10 protein-coding genes are annotated in these 16,832 nt (G+C 67.6%); 8 read left to right on the top strand and 2 right to left on the bottom strand.

Going from position 1 to position 16,832, the window contains the following annotated elements:
* Positions 1 to 110 precede the first annotated feature (110 nt).
* Entirely contained in the window at positions 111 to 2,333 is a 2,223-nt protein-coding gene (locus IM660_RS14485; RefSeq protein WP_193496543.1) for an NADP-dependent isocitrate dehydrogenase, read from the bottom strand.
* A 710-nt stretch (positions 2,334 to 3,043) separates the two neighbouring features.
* Here IM660_RS14485 and IM660_RS14480 point away from each other — a divergent pair.
* From IM660_RS14480 to IM660_RS14470, 3 genes are all read left to right on the top strand, one after another.
* Positions 3,044 to 4,951: an ABC transporter family substrate-binding protein gene (locus IM660_RS14480; RefSeq protein WP_193496541.1), complete on the top strand. Its 1,908-nt coding sequence runs from the start codon at positions 3,044 to 3,046 to the stop codon at positions 4,949 to 4,951.
* 171 nt (positions 4,952 to 5,122) lie between these two features.
* Positions 5,123 to 6,661, top strand: a complete 1,539-nt coding sequence (locus IM660_RS14475) for an ABC transporter permease (protein ID WP_193496539.1) — start codon at positions 5,123 to 5,125, stop codon at positions 6,659 to 6,661.
* On the top strand, positions 6,658 to 7,704 hold the full coding sequence (locus IM660_RS14470; RefSeq protein WP_193496537.1) for an ABC transporter permease: 1,047 nt from the start codon (positions 6,658 to 6,660) through the stop codon (positions 7,702 to 7,704). Before IM660_RS14475 ends, IM660_RS14470 begins: the two co-directional genes overlap by 4 nt.
* A gap of 65 nt (positions 7,705 to 7,769) precedes the next feature.
* Here IM660_RS14470 and IM660_RS14465 read toward each other — a convergent pair whose 3' ends face one another.
* Positions 7,770 to 8,354 (bottom strand): PH domain-containing protein, encoded by a 585-nt coding sequence (locus IM660_RS14465; protein WP_193496536.1) that lies wholly within the window; start codon positions 8,352 to 8,354, stop codon positions 7,770 to 7,772.
* A gap of 65 nt (positions 8,355 to 8,419) precedes the next feature.
* Between IM660_RS14465 and IM660_RS14460 the strand changes: the two genes are divergently transcribed.
* From IM660_RS14460 to IM660_RS14440, 5 genes are all read left to right on the top strand, one after another.
* On the top strand, positions 8,420 to 10,204 hold the full coding sequence (locus tag IM660_RS14460; protein ID WP_193496534.1) for an ABC transporter ATP-binding protein: 1,785 nt from the start codon (positions 8,420 to 8,422) through the stop codon (positions 10,202 to 10,204).
* Between the two features lie 155 nt (positions 10,205 to 10,359).
* Positions 10,360 to 12,273 (top strand): translational GTPase TypA, encoded by a 1,914-nt coding sequence (gene typA / locus IM660_RS14455; RefSeq protein WP_193496532.1) that lies wholly within the window; start codon positions 10,360 to 10,362, stop codon positions 12,271 to 12,273.
* 285 nt (positions 12,274 to 12,558) lie between these two features.
* A complete protein-coding gene (locus IM660_RS14450; protein WP_193496530.1) occupies positions 12,559 to 14,010 on the top strand; it encodes a PIG-L family deacetylase in 1,452 nt (483 codons plus the stop codon).
* Positions 13,997 to 14,479 carry a flavin reductase family protein gene (locus tag IM660_RS14445; RefSeq protein WP_193496529.1) on the top strand — a complete coding sequence of 161 codons (483 nt, stop codon included), beginning with the start codon at positions 13,997 to 13,999 and terminating at the stop codon, positions 14,477 to 14,479. The genes IM660_RS14450 and IM660_RS14445 overlap by 14 nt, the downstream gene beginning before the upstream one ends.
* 124 nt (positions 14,480 to 14,603) lie before the next feature.
* Positions 14,604 to 16,817 (top strand): VanW family protein, encoded by a 2,214-nt coding sequence (locus IM660_RS14440; RefSeq protein ID WP_193496527.1) that lies wholly within the window; start codon positions 14,604 to 14,606, stop codon positions 16,815 to 16,817.
* The last annotated feature ends 15 nt before the right edge of the window (positions 16,818 to 16,832 follow it).

Genomic DNA, 16,832 nt, shown 5'->3' with positions numbered 1-16,832 from the left:
CCTCGTCGATCTGGTCACCAGATCGACGAGGGATTTCTGTTGTGTGTCGCCTCAGCCGGCGCGGGCTCGGCGCAGCCTCACAGCTACGTGAGCCTGCGGAGCGAGGTCGGTCACGCCGTCAGCGTGGCGATCACCCGGTTGAACGTCTCCGACGGACGCATGACGGCGGAGGCCTTGGCGTCGTCGGGGCGGTAGTAGCCGCCGATGTCCGCGGGCTCTCCCTGCACGGCGAGCAGCTCGGCCGTGATCGCCTCTTCGTTCTCCTTCAGTGCCGCGGCGACCTCCGCGAACCCGGCGGCCAACTCGGCGTCCTCGGTCTGCCCGGCCAGCTCCTGCGCCCAGTACAGGGCGAGGTAGAAGTGGCTGCCACGGTTGTCGATCTCACCGGCCTTGCGGCTGGGGGACTTGTTCTCGTCCAGGAATGTGGCCGTCGCGCGCGAGAGCGTGTCGGCCAGCGCCTTCGCGCGGGCGTTGCTCGTGGTGGTGCCGAGGTGGTCGAAGCTCTCCGCCAGCGCGAGGAACTCACCGAGGCTGTCCCAGCGCAGGTGGTTCTCCTCCACGAGCTGCTGCACATGCTTCGGCGCTGAGCCGCCCGCGCCGGTCTCGAACAGGCCACCACCGTTGATCAGCGGCACCACCGAGAGCATCTTGGCGCTGGTTCCCAGCTCCAGGATCGGGAACAGGTCGGTGAGGTAGTCACGCAGCACGTTGCCGGTCACCGAGATGGTGTTCTCACCGCGGCGGATCCGCTCCAGCGAGAACTGGGTGGCGTCGACGGGGGACATGATCTCGATCCGGAGACCGTCGGTTTCATGATCGCCGAGGTACTCCTTGACCTTCGCGATGAGGTTGCGGTCGTGCGCGCGGGTCTCGTCCAGCCAGAACACGGCCGGGTCGCCGGTCGCGCGGGCGCGGGTGACGGCGAGCTTGACCCAGTCGCGGATCGGCACGTCCTTGGTCTGGCAGGCGCGCCAGATGTCACCGGGGGAGACCTCGTGGCTGAGCAGCACCTCACCGGCGGCGTTCACGACCTCGACGCGACCGGCGGTGTCGATCTCGAACGTCTTGTCGTGGCTGCCGTACTCCTCGGCCTTCTGCGCCATCAGGCCGACGTTGGGCACCGAGCCCATCGTGGTCGGGTCGAAGGCGCCGTTCGCGCGGCAGTCCTCGATCACGGCCTGGTATACGCCGGCGTAGGAGGAGTCGGGGATGACCGCGAGGGTGTCCTGCTCGGCGTCATCGGCGTTCCACATGTGGCCGGAGGTGCGGATCATGGCCGGCATGGAGGCGTCCACGATCACATCGCTGGGCACGTGCAGGTTCGTGATGCCCTTGTGGGAGTTCACCATCGCCAGGGACGGCCCCTCGGCCAGGCCCTTCGCGACGGCGTCCCTCACCTGCTCGGCGACGTTCGCCTCGAGCGCATCGAGCCCGGAAAGGATGGCGCCGAGGCCGTCGTTCGGGCTCAGGCCCGCGGCCTCGAGCTGCTCGCCGTGGGCGGCGAAGAGCGCCGGCAGGAAGGCCCGGACGGCGTGACCAAAGATGATCGGGTCGGAGACCTTCATCATGGTGGCCTTCAGGTGGAGGGAGAACAGGACGCCCTCATCCTTCGCGCGCTGGATCTGTGCTGCGAGGAAGGCGTCCAGCGCCTCGGCGCGCATCACCGTGCTGTCGACGACCTCACCGGCGAGCACCGGGACGGACTGCTTCAGGATGCTCTCGCTGCCATCGGCTGCGGTGTGGCGGATGGTGAGGGTGTCATCGGCGGCGATGACGACGGACTGCTCGTTCGCGCGGAAGTCGTCCGCGCCCATGGTGGCGACGTTCGTCTTCGAGTCCGCGCTCCAGGCGCCCATACGGTGCGGGTTCTTGCGCGCGTACTCCTTGACGGCCATCGGGGCGCGACGGTCGGAGTTTCCTTCACGCAGGACCGGGTTGACCGCACTGCCCTTGACCTTGTCGTAGCGCGCGCGGGTGTCCTTCTCCTGCTCGGTCTTGGGCTCGTCCGGATAGTCGGGCAGGTCGAAACCCTGCTGCTGGAGTTCGGCCACCGCGGCCTTGAGCTGGGGGACCGAGGCGCTGATATTGGGCAGCTTGATGATGTTCGCTTCGGGCGTCTTGGCGAGTGCCCCGAGTTCTGCGAGCGCGTCGCCCTGCTGCTGCTCGGCGGGCAGGATGTCGTTGAAGGCGGCGATGATGCGGCCGGAGAGCGAGATGTCCCGGGTCTCCACCTCCACGCCGGCGGTGGCGGCGTAGGCCTCGATGATCGGCTTGAACGAGTAGGTCGCCAGCAGCGGTGCCTCGTCGGTGTGGGTGTAGATGATGGTCGACATGCGTCAGTGAGTCCCGTCGTGGTGTGGCGCTGATTGCTCGACATCAAGATATCGTCTCTACGGCTCCTGCTGCTCGTCATCGGTGCAGAGGGTGCCGCGTCAGGTTCCTGGGAGGGACCGATCCCGGCGACCCACCGGGCCCGCCCACGCCTCATCGACCTGATCAGCAAGGTTCGATCCTGTGCGCCTCGAGTGTTCGTGACGGCGTCGGTCAAACTGCGACCGCTGGCTTTCTCCGGGGGAGGAGGAATGGTGTGCGCTGTTCACCGGATCTGCGGATGAGGCGGTCGTGAGCGGACGTCCGGCAAGAATTGACCGTGGCGCGAAAAGGTGCCTGCATTCCGGCCGCTGTCTCACCTTTCAGAATCGACATCCAATATTTGAGATACCGACGCTGTTGTGCGGCTGACCAGGGCTGACGCTCATCCGCGGATTCCAGGGGTTGAGACGGGGTTGGATGTGGGTGACGAAATAGCGTGCAACGTGCGGGCGGGATTGCGTGTGCAATGGCGGGGTCAATAGGTGGCTATAGACAGGCAGGTGTCCGTTAGGTAACGATGCGGATACAAGATTGTCATGGGTGGGTCGTCGCGCACTGGGGCGTGTGTACAGTTCCCGTTGTCCATGGCGAACGCTCCGCTCGTTCGACCCACCAGGTCGATCCGGGCTCAAGTCCGGGCGAGCAGCCCCCGCCATCCAAAGGAGGAACTGTGAAGATCAGGCGCATCACCGCCGTCGCTGCCACGTTGGCAGCCAGCGCGCTCGTGCTGAGCGCGTGCGATACCCCCGACACGTCCGGAGAAGGTACCGGACTCGACACCGGCACCGCCGTGACAGTCGGCTGGAACCAGGGGTTCTACGAGTACAACGAGGACAGCGCGACCGGCAACGCGACCGCGAACGCGAACATCCGGTACTTGATGAACGACTACGTGAACTACTACGACGGCGACCTCAACCTCGTCCCGAACGAGTCCTTCGCCTCGTACCAGGTCACCAGCGAGGACCCGCTGACGGTCGAGTACACCTTCGCCGATGACGCCGCCTGGTCGGACGGTACCCCCGTGGACGCCTCTGACATGCTGCTCAGCTGGGCGGCCCTCAGCGGTCACCTGAACACTGCCGCGTTCGTGCAGTCCTTCGACGAGGAGGGCAATGTCGTCTGGCTGTACCCGGAGGACTCCGAGAACGCCGGTGACGAGGTGCCGCAGGAGGAGATCGAGAACAACGTCTTCTTCAACTTCACCTCCGGCACGATCAGCCTGATCGAGGAGACCCCCACGATCTCCGAGGACGGCAAGACGATCACCTTCGTCTACTCCGAGCCGTTCGCTGACTGGGAGTCCAACCTGGACGTCGGTGTGCCGGCGCACGTGGTCGCCATGCACGCCCTCGACATCGAGGACCCGCAGGAGGCCAAGGACGCCTTCGTCGACGCCGTCGTCAACAACGACGCCGAGGCGCTCGCACCGATCTCGGACTTCTGGAACAACGGCTTCGCGTTCGGCGACACCCTGCCAGAGGACGAGTCGCTGTACCTGTCCAGCGGTCCGTACATCATGACCGACTTCGTGCGCGACCAGTACGTCACGCTCGAGGCCAACGAGAACTACACCGGCGATCACCAGCCGCAGATCGAGACCATCACGGTCCGCTACAGCGAAGACCCGATGGCGCAGGTCCAGGCCCTCGAGAACGGCGAGCTGGACCTCATCTCCCCGCAGGCCAGCGCCGACACGCTGCAGGCCCTGGAAGCCCTCGGTGAGAACTTCGACGTCATCACCGATGACGCCGCGGTCTACGAGCACGTCGACCTGATGTTCACCAACGGCGGCCCGTTCGACCCGGCCACCTACGACGGTGACGAGGACGCTGCCCTGGCCGTGCGTCAGGCGTTCCTGAAGCTGATCCCGCGGCAGGACATCGTGGACCGGATCGTCACCCCGCTCAACCCGGAGGCCAACGTCCGGTCGTCCTACACAGCGATTCCCGGTTCGCCGAACTACGACCAGATCGTCGAAGCGAACGGGATGGACGAGCTCTACCCGCTCGAGCTCGACCGTGAGGGTGCTGCCCAGCTCCTCGAAGACGCCGGCGTGGAGACCCCGGTGCAGGTGCGCGTGCTCACCGCGGCGGAGAATGTCCGGCGCCAGGAGCAGCTGGCACTGATCACCGAGTCCGTTCAGCAGGACGGCCTGTTCGAGATCATCGACCAGTCCAGCGGCGACTGGGGCTCCCTGCTCGCCGACGCGAGCGGCTACGACGCCTCGATGTTCGGCTGGCAGTCCACCTCGACCGCGGTGAACGAATCGCGGGCGAACTTCGAGGACGGCGGCGGGAACAACTTCGGTGACTTCGCCGACCCGCGCGTGGACGAGCTGTACGACGAGCTCGCCGTCACGACCGACGCGGCACGCCAGGCCGAGATCCTCGCCGAGGTCGAGACGATCCTCGTCGAGCAGGGCTTTGGTGTCACCCTCTACCAGCACCCGGGTGTGCACGGCTTCAACGCCCGGCTGCAGGGTATCGACCCGATCTCCATCTCCCCGACCATCTTCTGGAACTTCTGGGAGTGGGAGACGGATCTGACCGGCGACGAGGATGGTGAGGACGCTTAAGTCCTGATCGCGTCCCTGACGTGACACCTGGGGGTGCCGGCTGCGGCCGGCACCCCCAGGGCTGCCCGCACCGCCCGCAACCGCTCGGCCATTGCCGCCCGCGCTGGAGAGAGTCAGCGTAGACTCCCCGGCTTACGGCCGACCGAGCCGCCTGACGAGGTTCCTTCATCCATGCTGACTTTCATCGTGCGCCGCGTGCTGATCGGCGTCGGCATCCTGTTCGTGTCCTCGCTGATCATGTACTTGCTGGTCGATCTCACGATCGACCCGCTGGAAGATCTGAGGCTGAGCACCGATCCGAGCAAAGACCTGCAGATCGAGCAGCGCATCGAACTGCTCAACCTGAATGACCCGGTACTGCTGCGCTACCTCTGGTGGCTGGGTGCCTTCGTCACCGGCGACCTCGGTACCGCGTGGACCACCGGTCGGGACGTCGCCGACATCCTGGCCTCTGCGATCGTCTCCACCATCCAGCTGGTCACCGCTGCCACATTCCTGGCGATCTTTCTTGGGATCGCCGTCGGGATCGTCTCGGCGCTGCGCCAATACACGACCTTCGACTACCTGATCACCTTCCTCTCCTTCCTGCTGTACTCGCTGCCCTCTTTCTGGATCGCGGTGCTGCTCAAGCAGTGGGGAGCCATCGGGTACAACGACTTCCTGCGTGATCCGGTCATCGCGATACCGGTGATGGCCGCGATCGCAGCGGTCATGGGGCTGCTGTGGTCACTGGCCTTCGGCGGTGACGTCAAGAGACGGCTGACCGTGGGCGGTAGCGCTGCGGGTGTGACGCTCGCCGTCCTGCTCTACATCCAGCTCACCGACTGGTGGAGCCAGCCGAACATCGGCCCGCTGCTGCTGACGATCAGCGCGCTCGCCCTCGCGCTCGGGGTGACCACCCTCTCCAGCGGGCTGCGCAACCGCCGCGCGCTCTACACCTCACTCACGGTCGCCGTCCTGGGGGTCGCGCTGTACTTCCCGATGCAGTTCGGGTTCTACTACCTGGGCGCCTGGGGCCTGATGAACTGGGGGACGGCGCTCGGGCTCGGCGTGCTCGCGGCTCTCGTCGGCGCCGGTATCGGTCTGCTGTTCCGGGGGCCGGACTGGCGCATCTCGGCCCGCACCGGTGCGCTGACCGCTGTACCGGTCGCGGCACTCATCTTCATCGACCGGGTGATGCAGGTCTGGGATGACTACATGGCCTCCAACATCATCCGGGGCCGCCCGATCGCGACCATCGGTGACCGTACACCGAACCTCGAGGGTGACTTCTGGGTGACGACACTCGATCAGTACACCCACCTGCTGCTGCCGACCATCTCCCTGATGCTGCTCTCCTTCGCCGGATACACCCGGTACGCACGCGGCAGCATGCTGGAGGTGATGAACCAGGACTACATCCGTACCGCCCGCGCGAAGGGACTCACCGAGCGCACAGTCGTGATGCGGCACGGGTTCCGCAACTCGCTCATCCCGATGGCCACGATCGTGCCGATCGACATCATCACGCTCATCGGCGGGGCGATCATCACCGAGAACATCTTCAACCGACCGGGCATGGGGCAGATGTTCATCCGCCACCTCAATACCAACGACATCGAACCGGTGATGGCGTATCTGATCATCGTGGCGTTCCTCGCCATCGTGGCGAATATCGTCGCCGACCTGATCTACGCCGTCCTCGACCCACGGATCCGGGTGAACGCATGACCTCCCAACCTGAACCCACGGAGCAGGCCGAGAACGCCATCGAGCTGAAGGCGGTCGAGGGCAAGTCGCAGGGCCAGATCGTCCGCGAACGCTTCTTCCACCACCGCGGTGCGATCGTCGCGCTCGTGGTACTCGTGCTGATTGCACTGCTCGCGCTGACCTCGATCGGCTTCCCCGTCTTCGGGTGGTACGTCGGTGGCTGGTGGCAGTACAACCCGGCCGAGACGATGGCGCTCGAGAATGCCGGTGGTACGCCGACGATGACGATGCCGTGGAGCGAGGCGGGTTTCGCGATCGGCAACCACCCGTTCGGGCAGGACACCATCGGCCGGGACATCTTCGCCCGCACCATGAAGGGCATCCAGACCTCCCTGGTGATCATGGTCGTCGTCGGCGCCGTGGCCACCGCGATCGGGGTGCTCGTCGGCGCCCTCTCCGGTTTCTTCCGAGGGTTCACCGACACGCTCCTGATGCGGATCACGGACCTGTTCATCACCATGCCGTTGCTGGTGATCGGCGCCGTGCTCGGCAAGCTGGTGGGCTCCGCCAGTGCCGTTCCGCTCGCCCTGGTGCTCGGACTGATCACCTGGACGACCCTGGCGCGCCTCGTCCGTGGGGAGTTCCTGACGCTCCGCGAGCGGGAGTTCGTCGACGCTGCACGCGTGGCAGGAGCCAGCAACTCGCGCATCATCTTCAAGCACATTCTGCCCAACGCGATGGGTGTGATCATCGTGACGGTCACGCTGCTCATGAGTGCGGCCATCCTGCTCGAAACGGCACTGAGCTACCTCGAGTTCGGCATCCAGGAGCCGTCGATCTCGCTGGGCCGGATGATCAGCGACTACCAGAGCTCCTTCAGCACCCGTCCCTGGCTGTTCTGGTGGCCTGGTCTGTTCATCATCACCATCGCCCTGTGCATCAACTTCGTCGGTGACGGCCTCCGGGATGCCTTCGACCCACGGCAGAAGCGCCTCCCCTCAGCCCGCGCCATGGCCAAGGCTGCCCGGCGTGAGCACCAGAGCAGCTCGGTGGCGACGTCATGACGGCGCCGGTGAGAGGACCTGAGCCCGGGCTGATCACCCAGGCTGCGCAGCCGCGTGTCGCCTGCTCAGAGCAGGCCCGTGGTGAGCCAGGACGCGAGGGCGAGGGCCGCCGTCGTGGTCAGGATCACGACCGGCACCAGATTCCAGGTGACCTGCGGGGGAACAGCGCCACGACGGGCGCCACGCAGATGCCCCGCCTCGGCCAGTGCAGCACGGCGCTCCGCGATGGCCAGCGCGGCAGCCTCGGCACCCGATCCGGAGGCGCTGTCGCCGGAACGTCCACGTCGACGGGCGGCCAGGCGCGCTCCCGTCCCACTGCTGGCCGGTACCGCCCAGGCGGTGACCGTCAGATCGCCGGCGCGGATCTCCAGCGACCAACGGGTCTCCGCGGCTGTGAACTCCGGCCACGGCACATGCGCGGTGCGCAGGATGTTGACCACCGTGATGCCGCCGTCGGAGACCTCCACCTGGGGTTCCCAGAACAGGGCCCACACCAGGGCGAGGGCGAGCAACGCCGTCGGGCCCGTCTGCCACAGAGCGAGAGGTCCGTCCAGGACCATCGCATACCCGACCAGCAGCACCCCTGCCGCGCCGATCGCCACGGTGAGCGCGCGACCGACGGGGGACCGGAACGTGAGAGTGGCTCCCATCGCCACATGGTCTCACCCGCTAGCCACGCCGGCCGACTCCGGCGTCGTAGGAAGGAGCTGCTCGCGTGAGCACGCAGACCGCCCCGGAACAGCCCACCGCCACCTCGGCTCCGATCCTGACGGTGCGTGACCTCAGCGTCGACTTCTTCGTCGAGGGGGAGTGGTTCCCGGCGGCCACCGGTGTCTCCTACGACGTGCGCCCCGGTGAGGTGCTCGCGATCGTCGGTGAGTCCGGATCCGGCAAATCGCAGTCGTCGATGTCACTGCTGGGCCTACTCCCGGCGAACGGACGCGCCACCGGCAGCGCGAAGCTCGGCGAGACCGAGCTGATCGGCCTGACCGGGGCACCGATGCGGCGGATCCGCGGCAACGAGATGGCCGTCATTTTCCAGGAGCCGATGACGGCGCTCAACCCCGTCTACCCGGTGGGCTTCCAGATCGTGGAGACGCTGCGCACCCACTTCGACATGGGGCCGGTCGCCGCGAAGGAACGAGCGATCGAGCTCCTCACCCTGGTCGAGATGCCCGACCCGGCCACCCGGTTCAACTCCTACCCGCACCAGCTCTCCGGTGGGCAGCGCCAGCGCGCGATGATCGCTCAGTCGCTGGCATGCGACCCGAAACTACTGATCGCCGACGAGCCCACCACGGCGCTCGATGTGACCGTGCAGGCCGAGATCCTCAAGCTGATGCGCGACCTGCGCAACCGCATCGACTCCGGCATCGTGCTGATCACGCACGATATGGGTGTCGTGGCCGATATGGCGGACAAGATCATCGTGATGCGCCGCGGTGAGGTGGTCGAGAGCGGCACGGCCGAGGAGATTTTCTCCCGCCCGCAGCACGAGTACACCAAGGAGCTGCTGGGCGCCGTGCCCCACCTGGGCGGGGTGAGTGCTGCCGAGGTGCGCGAAGGAGCTCCGGGGGCTCGTCCCGAGCAGCCGGCAGCGGTCACCGGTGAGCCGGTGATGATCGCCGAGGACATGATCATCGAGTACCCGAAGCGCGGACGTACTCCGGCGTTCCGGGCGGTGGACGGCGTCAGCCTCACCATCGGTGCCGGGGAGGTCGTCGGACTGGTGGGGGAGTCCGGATCGGGTAAGACCACCATCGGGCGGGCCGTCGTCGGGTTGCTGCCGGTCACGGGTGGCAGCCTGCGGATCGACGACCGGGACATGGTCGGGATCTCGCCGAAGGACCTGCGCGCCCTGCGCAAGCGGGTCGGGATCGTCTTCCAGGATCCGGGTTCCTCGCTGAACCCGCGGCTGCCGATCGGGGAGTCGATCGGGGAGCCGCTGTACCTGCACACCGGGATCAAGGGCGCCGAACTCACCAAGAAGATCGATGTGCTGCTCGACCAGGTGGAGCTGCCGCGCTCGATGCGTAACCGCTACCCGCACGAGCTCTCCGGAGGGCAGCGCCAGCGCGTGGGCATCGCGCGTGCCCTGAGCCTGGAGCCGACGATCCTGGTGGCTGACGAGCCGACCTCGGCACTCGATGTGTCGGTGCAGGCGAATGTGCTGGAGTTGTTCTCCGAACTGCAGCGCGAGCACGGGTTCGCCTGCCTGTTCATCAGCCACGACCTGGCCGTGGTGGAGATGCTCTCCAACCGGATCGCGGTGATGCACCATGGCAAGCTGGCTGAGATCGGGCCCACCGCGCAGGTCGTGCACCACCCGCAGGATCCTTACACTCAGCGCCTCATTGCCGCCGTACCGGTGCCCGACCCCGCGGAGCAGAAGGTGCGGCGCGAGCGCCGTGACCAGCTGCTCGCCGAAGCCGCCGCCGAGCTGGCGGCGGAGGAACAGTACGAGCTGAAGCACCGCAAGGGACCGCGCACGGAGTTGTAGCGGCCCGGGCCGGTGGGGTGGTGATGGCGGTTACCCACGCTGGGCCTGGGCGATCGGCCCCATACCAGTACACTGAGGTCCAGCGCCCGGCCGGGCGCGCGTCTGCGCCCGGTCCGTGATCTTGGCGCATTTCCCACCTGAGAGCGACCGCCTGAATGAGTGTGCCCACCCTCGCTTCCCGCACCGACCTGCGCAACGTGGCCATCGTGGCCCACGTCGACCACGGCAAGACCACCCTGGTCGATGCCATGCTCTGGCAGTCCGGTGCCTTCGGCGATCACGACCACGTCGACGAACGAGCGATGGACTCCGGCGACCTGGAGCGGGAGAAGGGGATCACGATCCTCGCCAAGAACACCGCGATCGCCTACTCCGGGCCGTCGGCCGCCTCCACCGGCCATCCGCAGGTCATCATCAACGTGATCGACACCCCCGGCCACGCCGACTTCGGTGGCGAGGTCGAGCGCGGACTGTCGATGGTCGACGGTGTGGTGCTGCTCGTGGATTCCTCCGAGGGTCCGCTGCCGCAGACGCGGTTCGTGCTGCGTAAGGCGCTGGCGGCGCACCTGCCGGTGATCCTCGTGGTCAACAAGGTGGACCGGCCGGACGCACGGATCTCGGAGGTTGTCTCGGAGACCCAGGATCTGCTGCTCTCCCTCGCCTCCGATATGTCCGACGACGTCCCCGACCTGGACTTGGACGCCGTCCTGGACGTTCCGGTCGTCTACGCCTCGGCGAAGGCCGGCCGGGCGAGCCTGACCCAGCCGGGTGACGGCGAACTGCCGGACTCACCGGATTTGGAGCCGCTCTTCCAGACCGTGCTGGAGAAGATCCCGGCGCCCACCTACGATGCCGACGCGCCCCTGCAGGCGCACGTGACCAACCTGGACGCGTCCCCGTTCCTGGGCCGGCTGGCATTGCTGCGTATCCGCGGCGGGACGATCAAGAAGGGCCAGACCGTCGCCTGGGCGCGCAAGGACGGCACCATGAAGAACGTGCGCATCAGCGAGCTGCTGCGCACCCAGGCGCTCGACCGGGTACCGGCCGAGTCTGCCGCTGCCGGGGACATCGTCGCGGTGGCCGGGATCGAGGAGATCACCATCGGTGAGACCCTCACGGACCCGGACGACCCGCGCCCGCTGCCACTGATCACCGTCGACGACCCGGCGATCTCGATGACCATCGGGATCAACACCTCCCCGCTGGCCGGCCGGGTCAAGGGTGCGAAGGTCACCGCGCGACAGGTCAAGGACCGGCTCGATCGCGAGCTCATCGGTAACGTCTCGCTGAAGGTGCTGCCGACCGAGCGTCCCGACGCCTGGGAGGTGCAGGGCCGTGGTGAGCTGGCCCTGGCGATCCTGGTCGAGCAGATGCGCCGCGAGGGTTTCGAGCTGACCGTCGGCAAGCCGCAGGTGGTCACGCGCGAGATCGACGGCAAGCTCTGCGAGCCGATGGAGCGGATGACCATCGATGTGCCGGAGGAGTACCTCGGCGCGGTCACCCAGCTGCTGGCTGCCCGCAAGGGCCGCATGGAGACGATGACCAACCACGGCACCGGCTGGATCCGAATGGAGTTCGTGGTGCCCGCGCGTGGGCTGATCGGGTTCCGGACCCGCTTCCTCACCGACACCCGCGGCACCGGCATCGCGCACTCGATCTCCGAGGGGTACGAGCCGTGGGCTGGTTCGATTGAGTTCCGCACCTCCGGGTCGCTGGTGGCTGACCGCGCCGGTGCGGCGACGCCGTTCGCGATGCTCAACCTGCAGGAGCGTGGCTCGTTCTTCGTCCAGCCCACCTCCGAGGTGTACGAGGGGCAGATCGTCGGTGAGAACTCCCGTGGTGATGACATGGACGTCAACATCACCAAGGAGAAGAAGCTCAACAACATCCGCTCCGCCACGGCAGAGTCGTTCGAGAACCTCACCCCGCCGCGCACGCTCACCCTGGAGGAGTCTCTCGAGTTCGCCCGGGACGACGAGTGCGTGGAGGTCACGCCCGAGTCGGTGCGCATCCGCAAGGTCATCCTCGACCAGCACGAGCGCACCAAGGCCGCTCGGCGCAAGGGCTGACCGGCAGCCGCGGGCGCCGAGCCCCCTTCAGGGGCCTAATATTCGACCCCTGAACCGCTCAGGGGTCGATTATTAGGCCCGCGGAGGCGGGGAGAGCTGGGATCGCCCGCTGCCGGCAGTCCTGAGGCCGGCTCGTGAAAGCATCGACACAACGGCGACCTCGTGCAGCACCACACTGCGCGGTTCGACGCATCTGTGTCGCTCCGGTCGGTGCAGTCAGCGCAGGACGGGCTGCGGTCAGGTGCATGCGATGGAGCACGGCCCGTCCTGAGGGAAGATGGGGTGGTGACTTCCTTCTCGCCGGAGCCGGAGCGGCTGCGCGTGCTCGCCGGCTTCGCCCATCCCGATGATGAGACCCTCACCGGCGGCGGGATCCTCGCCTGGCTCGCTCGCGGGGCCGAGGTGCATGTGGTCACCGCCAACCGGGGTGAGCGCGGTGAGGTGATCCCTGGCGACATCGCCCACCTGGAGGGTGACGGCCCTGCCTTGGCCGAGGTGCGCGTGGCCGAGCTCGCCGGGGCGCTCGATGCGTTGGGTGTGGCGGGCCACACCTTCCTGGACGCTCTTCCGGGGGTGGCCGGACGCCGTCGGGAGCGTTACACCGACTCCGGGATGCAGTGGGACGGCGACTCCCGCATACGCGCAATCCCCGACCCCGCCGCCGGGCGCGACGCTCTCACCACGCAGGATTCCGAGGTGGCCGCTCGCCTGCTGGCTGCGCACATCCGCCGGCTGCGACCCCACCTGGTCCTCTCCGACGAACCGGGCGGGGGCTACGGCCATCCCGATCACATCCGGATGCACGAGCTGATGCGGCACAGTCTCGAACTGGCCGCCGAGGAACAACTCCAACCGATCGCCGACGACGACCCGTGCGTTGGTCTTGACCCGTGGCGTGTGCCCGTGGCTGCCTGGGTGGTGCGGCCGGAGTCGTCCGCGCGGGCTGCTGCCGCATGGCTGGCCACGACGCCGTCCCGGCCTCGCCTGACAAGCCTCGGCCGGGCGCTGACGGTCGCTGATCCGGACGCTGAGATGGCGACCATCGTGCGCCCGGATGCGCAGGTGGACCTGGTGGTGGACACCGCTGGTGTAGCCGATCGTGTCGCGGCAGCGATGCGCGCACACCGCAGTCAGGTCCAGGACGCCCAGTTGCTCGCGGAGATCGAGGGCGAATCCGCCGACGGGCACTCCGAGCGGGGTGGCGCGCTCGGGTGGTTCGCCCTGAGCAACGAGGTACTGCAGCCGTTCTCGGCCCACGTGGGCCTGACCGTGGCTCCGGGTTGGGGCAGTACAACCGCGTTGCGCGGTGCGCTCGCGGCGGCTGAGCCGCTGGAGGGGAACGGTGAGGCCTCGCCCGTGATGGCCCCTGGCGAGCACGACGAGGAGGTGCCGGCCTGGTATGCGGTGCTGATGCGCGCCTTCACTGCCGTCCTCGGGGTGGTGATGGCAGCTGCCACGACGGCGTTCCACCGATGGGAGTCCCCGTTTGGCCTGGTGCTGGCTCTTCTGGCGATCGTCGCCTCGGGTACCTTGAGCCGGAGTTTTGCCGACCGGCTCGGGGTGATCGTGCACGCCGTCGCGGTAGCTGCCACGGTGATCGCCCTGGCGTATGTGCGTCCCGGCGGTGATGTGGTCGTCACGGACGAGGCGATCGGCACGATCTGGTTGCTGGGGGCTGTGCTGATGACCGCAGTTCCGGGACTGCTTCCTGCGAGGTGGTTCCGTGACGGACGTTGAGAAGTTCCGGACGGCGATGGCCCGCCTGACCTCCGGCGTCTGCGTGGTGGCCGCCAAAGACCGGCACGACATCGCGATCACGGCGACCTCCGTCGTCTCGGTCTCGCTGGAACCTCCGACCGTGTTGTTCTGCGTGCACCAGGATTCGAGGTTGCGGGAGGCGCTGGAGTCGGTGACCCGCTGGGCAGTGAGCGTGGTGAGCAGATCCGGCCGGTCGGAGGCGGAGTGGCTGGCCAGCCCGGGCCGGCCTACGCGCGGGCAGCTCGACCAGGTGGCCTTTCACCGTGGGGAGCACAGCGGCGCGGCGATCCTCGACAGCGCGGCCGCCTGGGTGGAGGCCGAGACGGAGTGGATCCAGGAGGCCGGCTCGCACGACGTGGTTGTGGGCAGGGTTCTGGCGTCAGGGACGCAGTCTGACCGTACCGGGGCGCTGGTGCACCGGATGAGCCGGATGATGACCATCGACTGACTGCCACCGCGAGACGTTGTGACCATGCTGTGACCGTTGGGGTGGGCATGGTCACAGCTAGTAGCGTGATTGCGTCGATAGACTGCGCCGGGCGGCCGTAGACGACGGGGGCGAACAGAAGGGCGTGAGTGTGCGGGACGAGGAGACGCCGGAGCCGGACGAGGGGACGGATCCGGAACAGGCGCAGACCGGTGCGGAGCCGGGCGATGGCGCGTCCGACCAGCCTGCGGAGGCGCTGCCCGACGACCAGTCTGAACCGGAGGGTGAGTTCGAGCCCGAATCCGAATCCGAGCCCGAGCCCGAGCCCGAATCCGACGGGACCGAACCGGACCCTGAGGTCGAGGCTGCGCCTGAACCGGAGCTCGATCCTGAGGGGGAGCCGGAGGGTGAGGGTGAGCCGGAGCCAGAGTTCGATTCTGACATCGGTTCGGAACCAGAGACCGACCCTGCCTCGGAACCTGAACCCGAGCCCGCCCCCGCGCCGGATTCTGAGCCCGACCCCGAACCCGAACCTCAGCCGGACCGCGACGCTGACATCTCTGCCGACGAACCCGAGACCATCGTGCTCCCGGCTCAGCCCGACCCCACCCCGGACGAGACCGACGTGACACCCACCAAGAAGAAGCGGCGCCGCGGGCGCCGCGCTGTTCTCATCGCCGCCGGTGCACTCGTGCTGCTCGGCGGTGGGTACGTGGCCGGCGCCTGGTACCTCGGCGACCGGGTACCAGGCGACACGACGGTGGCCGGCGTCAACATCTCCGGCCTGCCGATCGACGAGGCCGAACGGGTCCTCACCGAAGGGCTCGCCGAGGAGACCACCGCACCCGTGGACGTCTCCTTCGGTCAGATCACCGCCGAGGTCGATCCCACCAGTGCGGGCCTTGCGCTGGACACCGCCGCTACCGTCGACTCCGTCACCGGCTTCACCCTCGACCCGCGGAGGGTCTTCGGGCACCTGTTCGGGATGGGTGAGCAGCCGCCGGTTCTCGACGTCGACGATGAGGCTCTCACCGGCGCGCTGCGCGGACTGGCTGAGAACCTCGACGAACCCCCGGTCGAGGGGGCGATCGACTTCACCGACGGCGAGCCGGTGATCACGGAGCCCGTCGACGGGACCGGCCTCGACGTCGACGGCGCCGCCGAGGTCCTGGCCGAGGAATGGCTCACCGCCGACGGCACCGTCGAACTCCCCGCCACCGTTCTGACGCCGACCATCGACGATGCCGTCATCGAGGACGCGATGACGACCCAGGTCGAACCGATGCTCTCCGGACCGGTGACCGTCGAGGTCAACGGCGAGACGACGGAACTCAGCGCGGCCGAGGTGGCAGCTGCCGCCGCCATGCAGGCAGACGGATCCACTCTGACGCTGGTGCTCGATGGTGAACCGCTCGCCAACCTCATCACCGAACGCGTGCCGTCCGTGGGCGAGAGCCCGCAGGACGCTCAGATCGTGCTCGAGGGCGGTGAGCCCACGATCATCCCGGCCGTCACCGGGACCGGCCTGGACCCGGCCGAGCTGGCTGACGCGGTGGCGAGCGCTGCGGTGGCGAGCGATGCCGAGGAGCGCACGGCCGCCGTCGAGCTGGCGCAGACGGAACCGGAGTTCTCCACCGAGGACGCGGAGGCGCTCGGGGTGACCGAGGTGATCGGTACCTACCGCACGCCCTACCCCTCCGACCCCGTTCGCACCGAGAACCTGATCGCCGGCACCTCCCACATCAACGGCACCCTGCTGAAACCCGACGAGCAGTTCTCGCTGCTGGAGGCGCTGCGGCCGATCAGCACCGCCAACGGCTACACCGTCTCGGGGGTGGTAGTGAACGGCTTCCACAGTGACGCCATCGGTGGCGGCCTCTCGCAGGTGTCCACCACCACGTTCAACGCGGCGTATGAGTCCGGGCTGACCGACATCACCCACCAGCCGCACTCGCGCTGGTTCTCCCGTTACCCGGAGGGCCGCGAGGCGACAGTCTTCGACCCCAGCATCGACATGGTGTTCGAGAACAACACCGGCTACGGGGTGCTGATCCAGGCCTATGTCACCGACTCCCACGTGGTGGTCACGATGTGGGGCACCGACGTCTTCGACGTGAACATCGACGTCAGCGGCCGGTACAACTTCACCCAGCCGCAGACGCTCTACAACCCCGACCCGCAGTGTCACGCCGAGCCCGGCGGCCAGCAGGGATTCAGCGTGACCGTCAGCCGCACGGTCACCCGCGATGGTGAGGTGGTCGAGGACGACTCCTACAGCCACACCTACTCGCCCTGGAACCGCGTGATCTGCGGGGAAGAGCCGACCGAGGAACCCAGCGAGGATTCCAGCGAGGACTAGCGCCTCGCCCTGAGC

The sequence above is a fragment of the Ruania alkalisoli genome, assembly GCF_014960965.1.
GTDB classification, from domain to species: Bacteria; Actinomycetota; Actinomycetes; order Actinomycetales; family Beutenbergiaceae; genus Ruania; species Ruania alkalisoli.
Note: the sequence above shows the minus strand (reverse complement) of the source record. Positions and strands in the feature narration are given on the sequence as shown.

Bases quoted from the DNA above. Each gene is read 5' to 3' on its own strand.
- IM660_RS14485 (WP_193496543.1), bottom strand. From the start codon at position 2,333: ATGTCGACCATCATCTACACCCACACCGACGAGGCACCGCTGCTGGCG.
- typA (WP_193496532.1), top strand. From the start codon at position 10,360: ATGAGTGTGCCCACCCTCGCTTCCCGCACCGACCTGCGCAACGTGGCC.
- IM660_RS14465 (WP_193496536.1), bottom strand. From the start codon at position 8,354: ATGGGAGCCACTCTCACGTTCCGGTCCCCCGTCGGTCGCGCGCTCACC.
- IM660_RS14470 (WP_193496537.1), top strand. From the start codon at position 6,658: ATGACCTCCCAACCTGAACCCACGGAGCAGGCCGAGAACGCCATCGAG.
- IM660_RS14475 (WP_193496539.1), top strand. From the start codon at position 5,123: ATGCTGACTTTCATCGTGCGCCGCGTGCTGATCGGCGTCGGCATCCTG.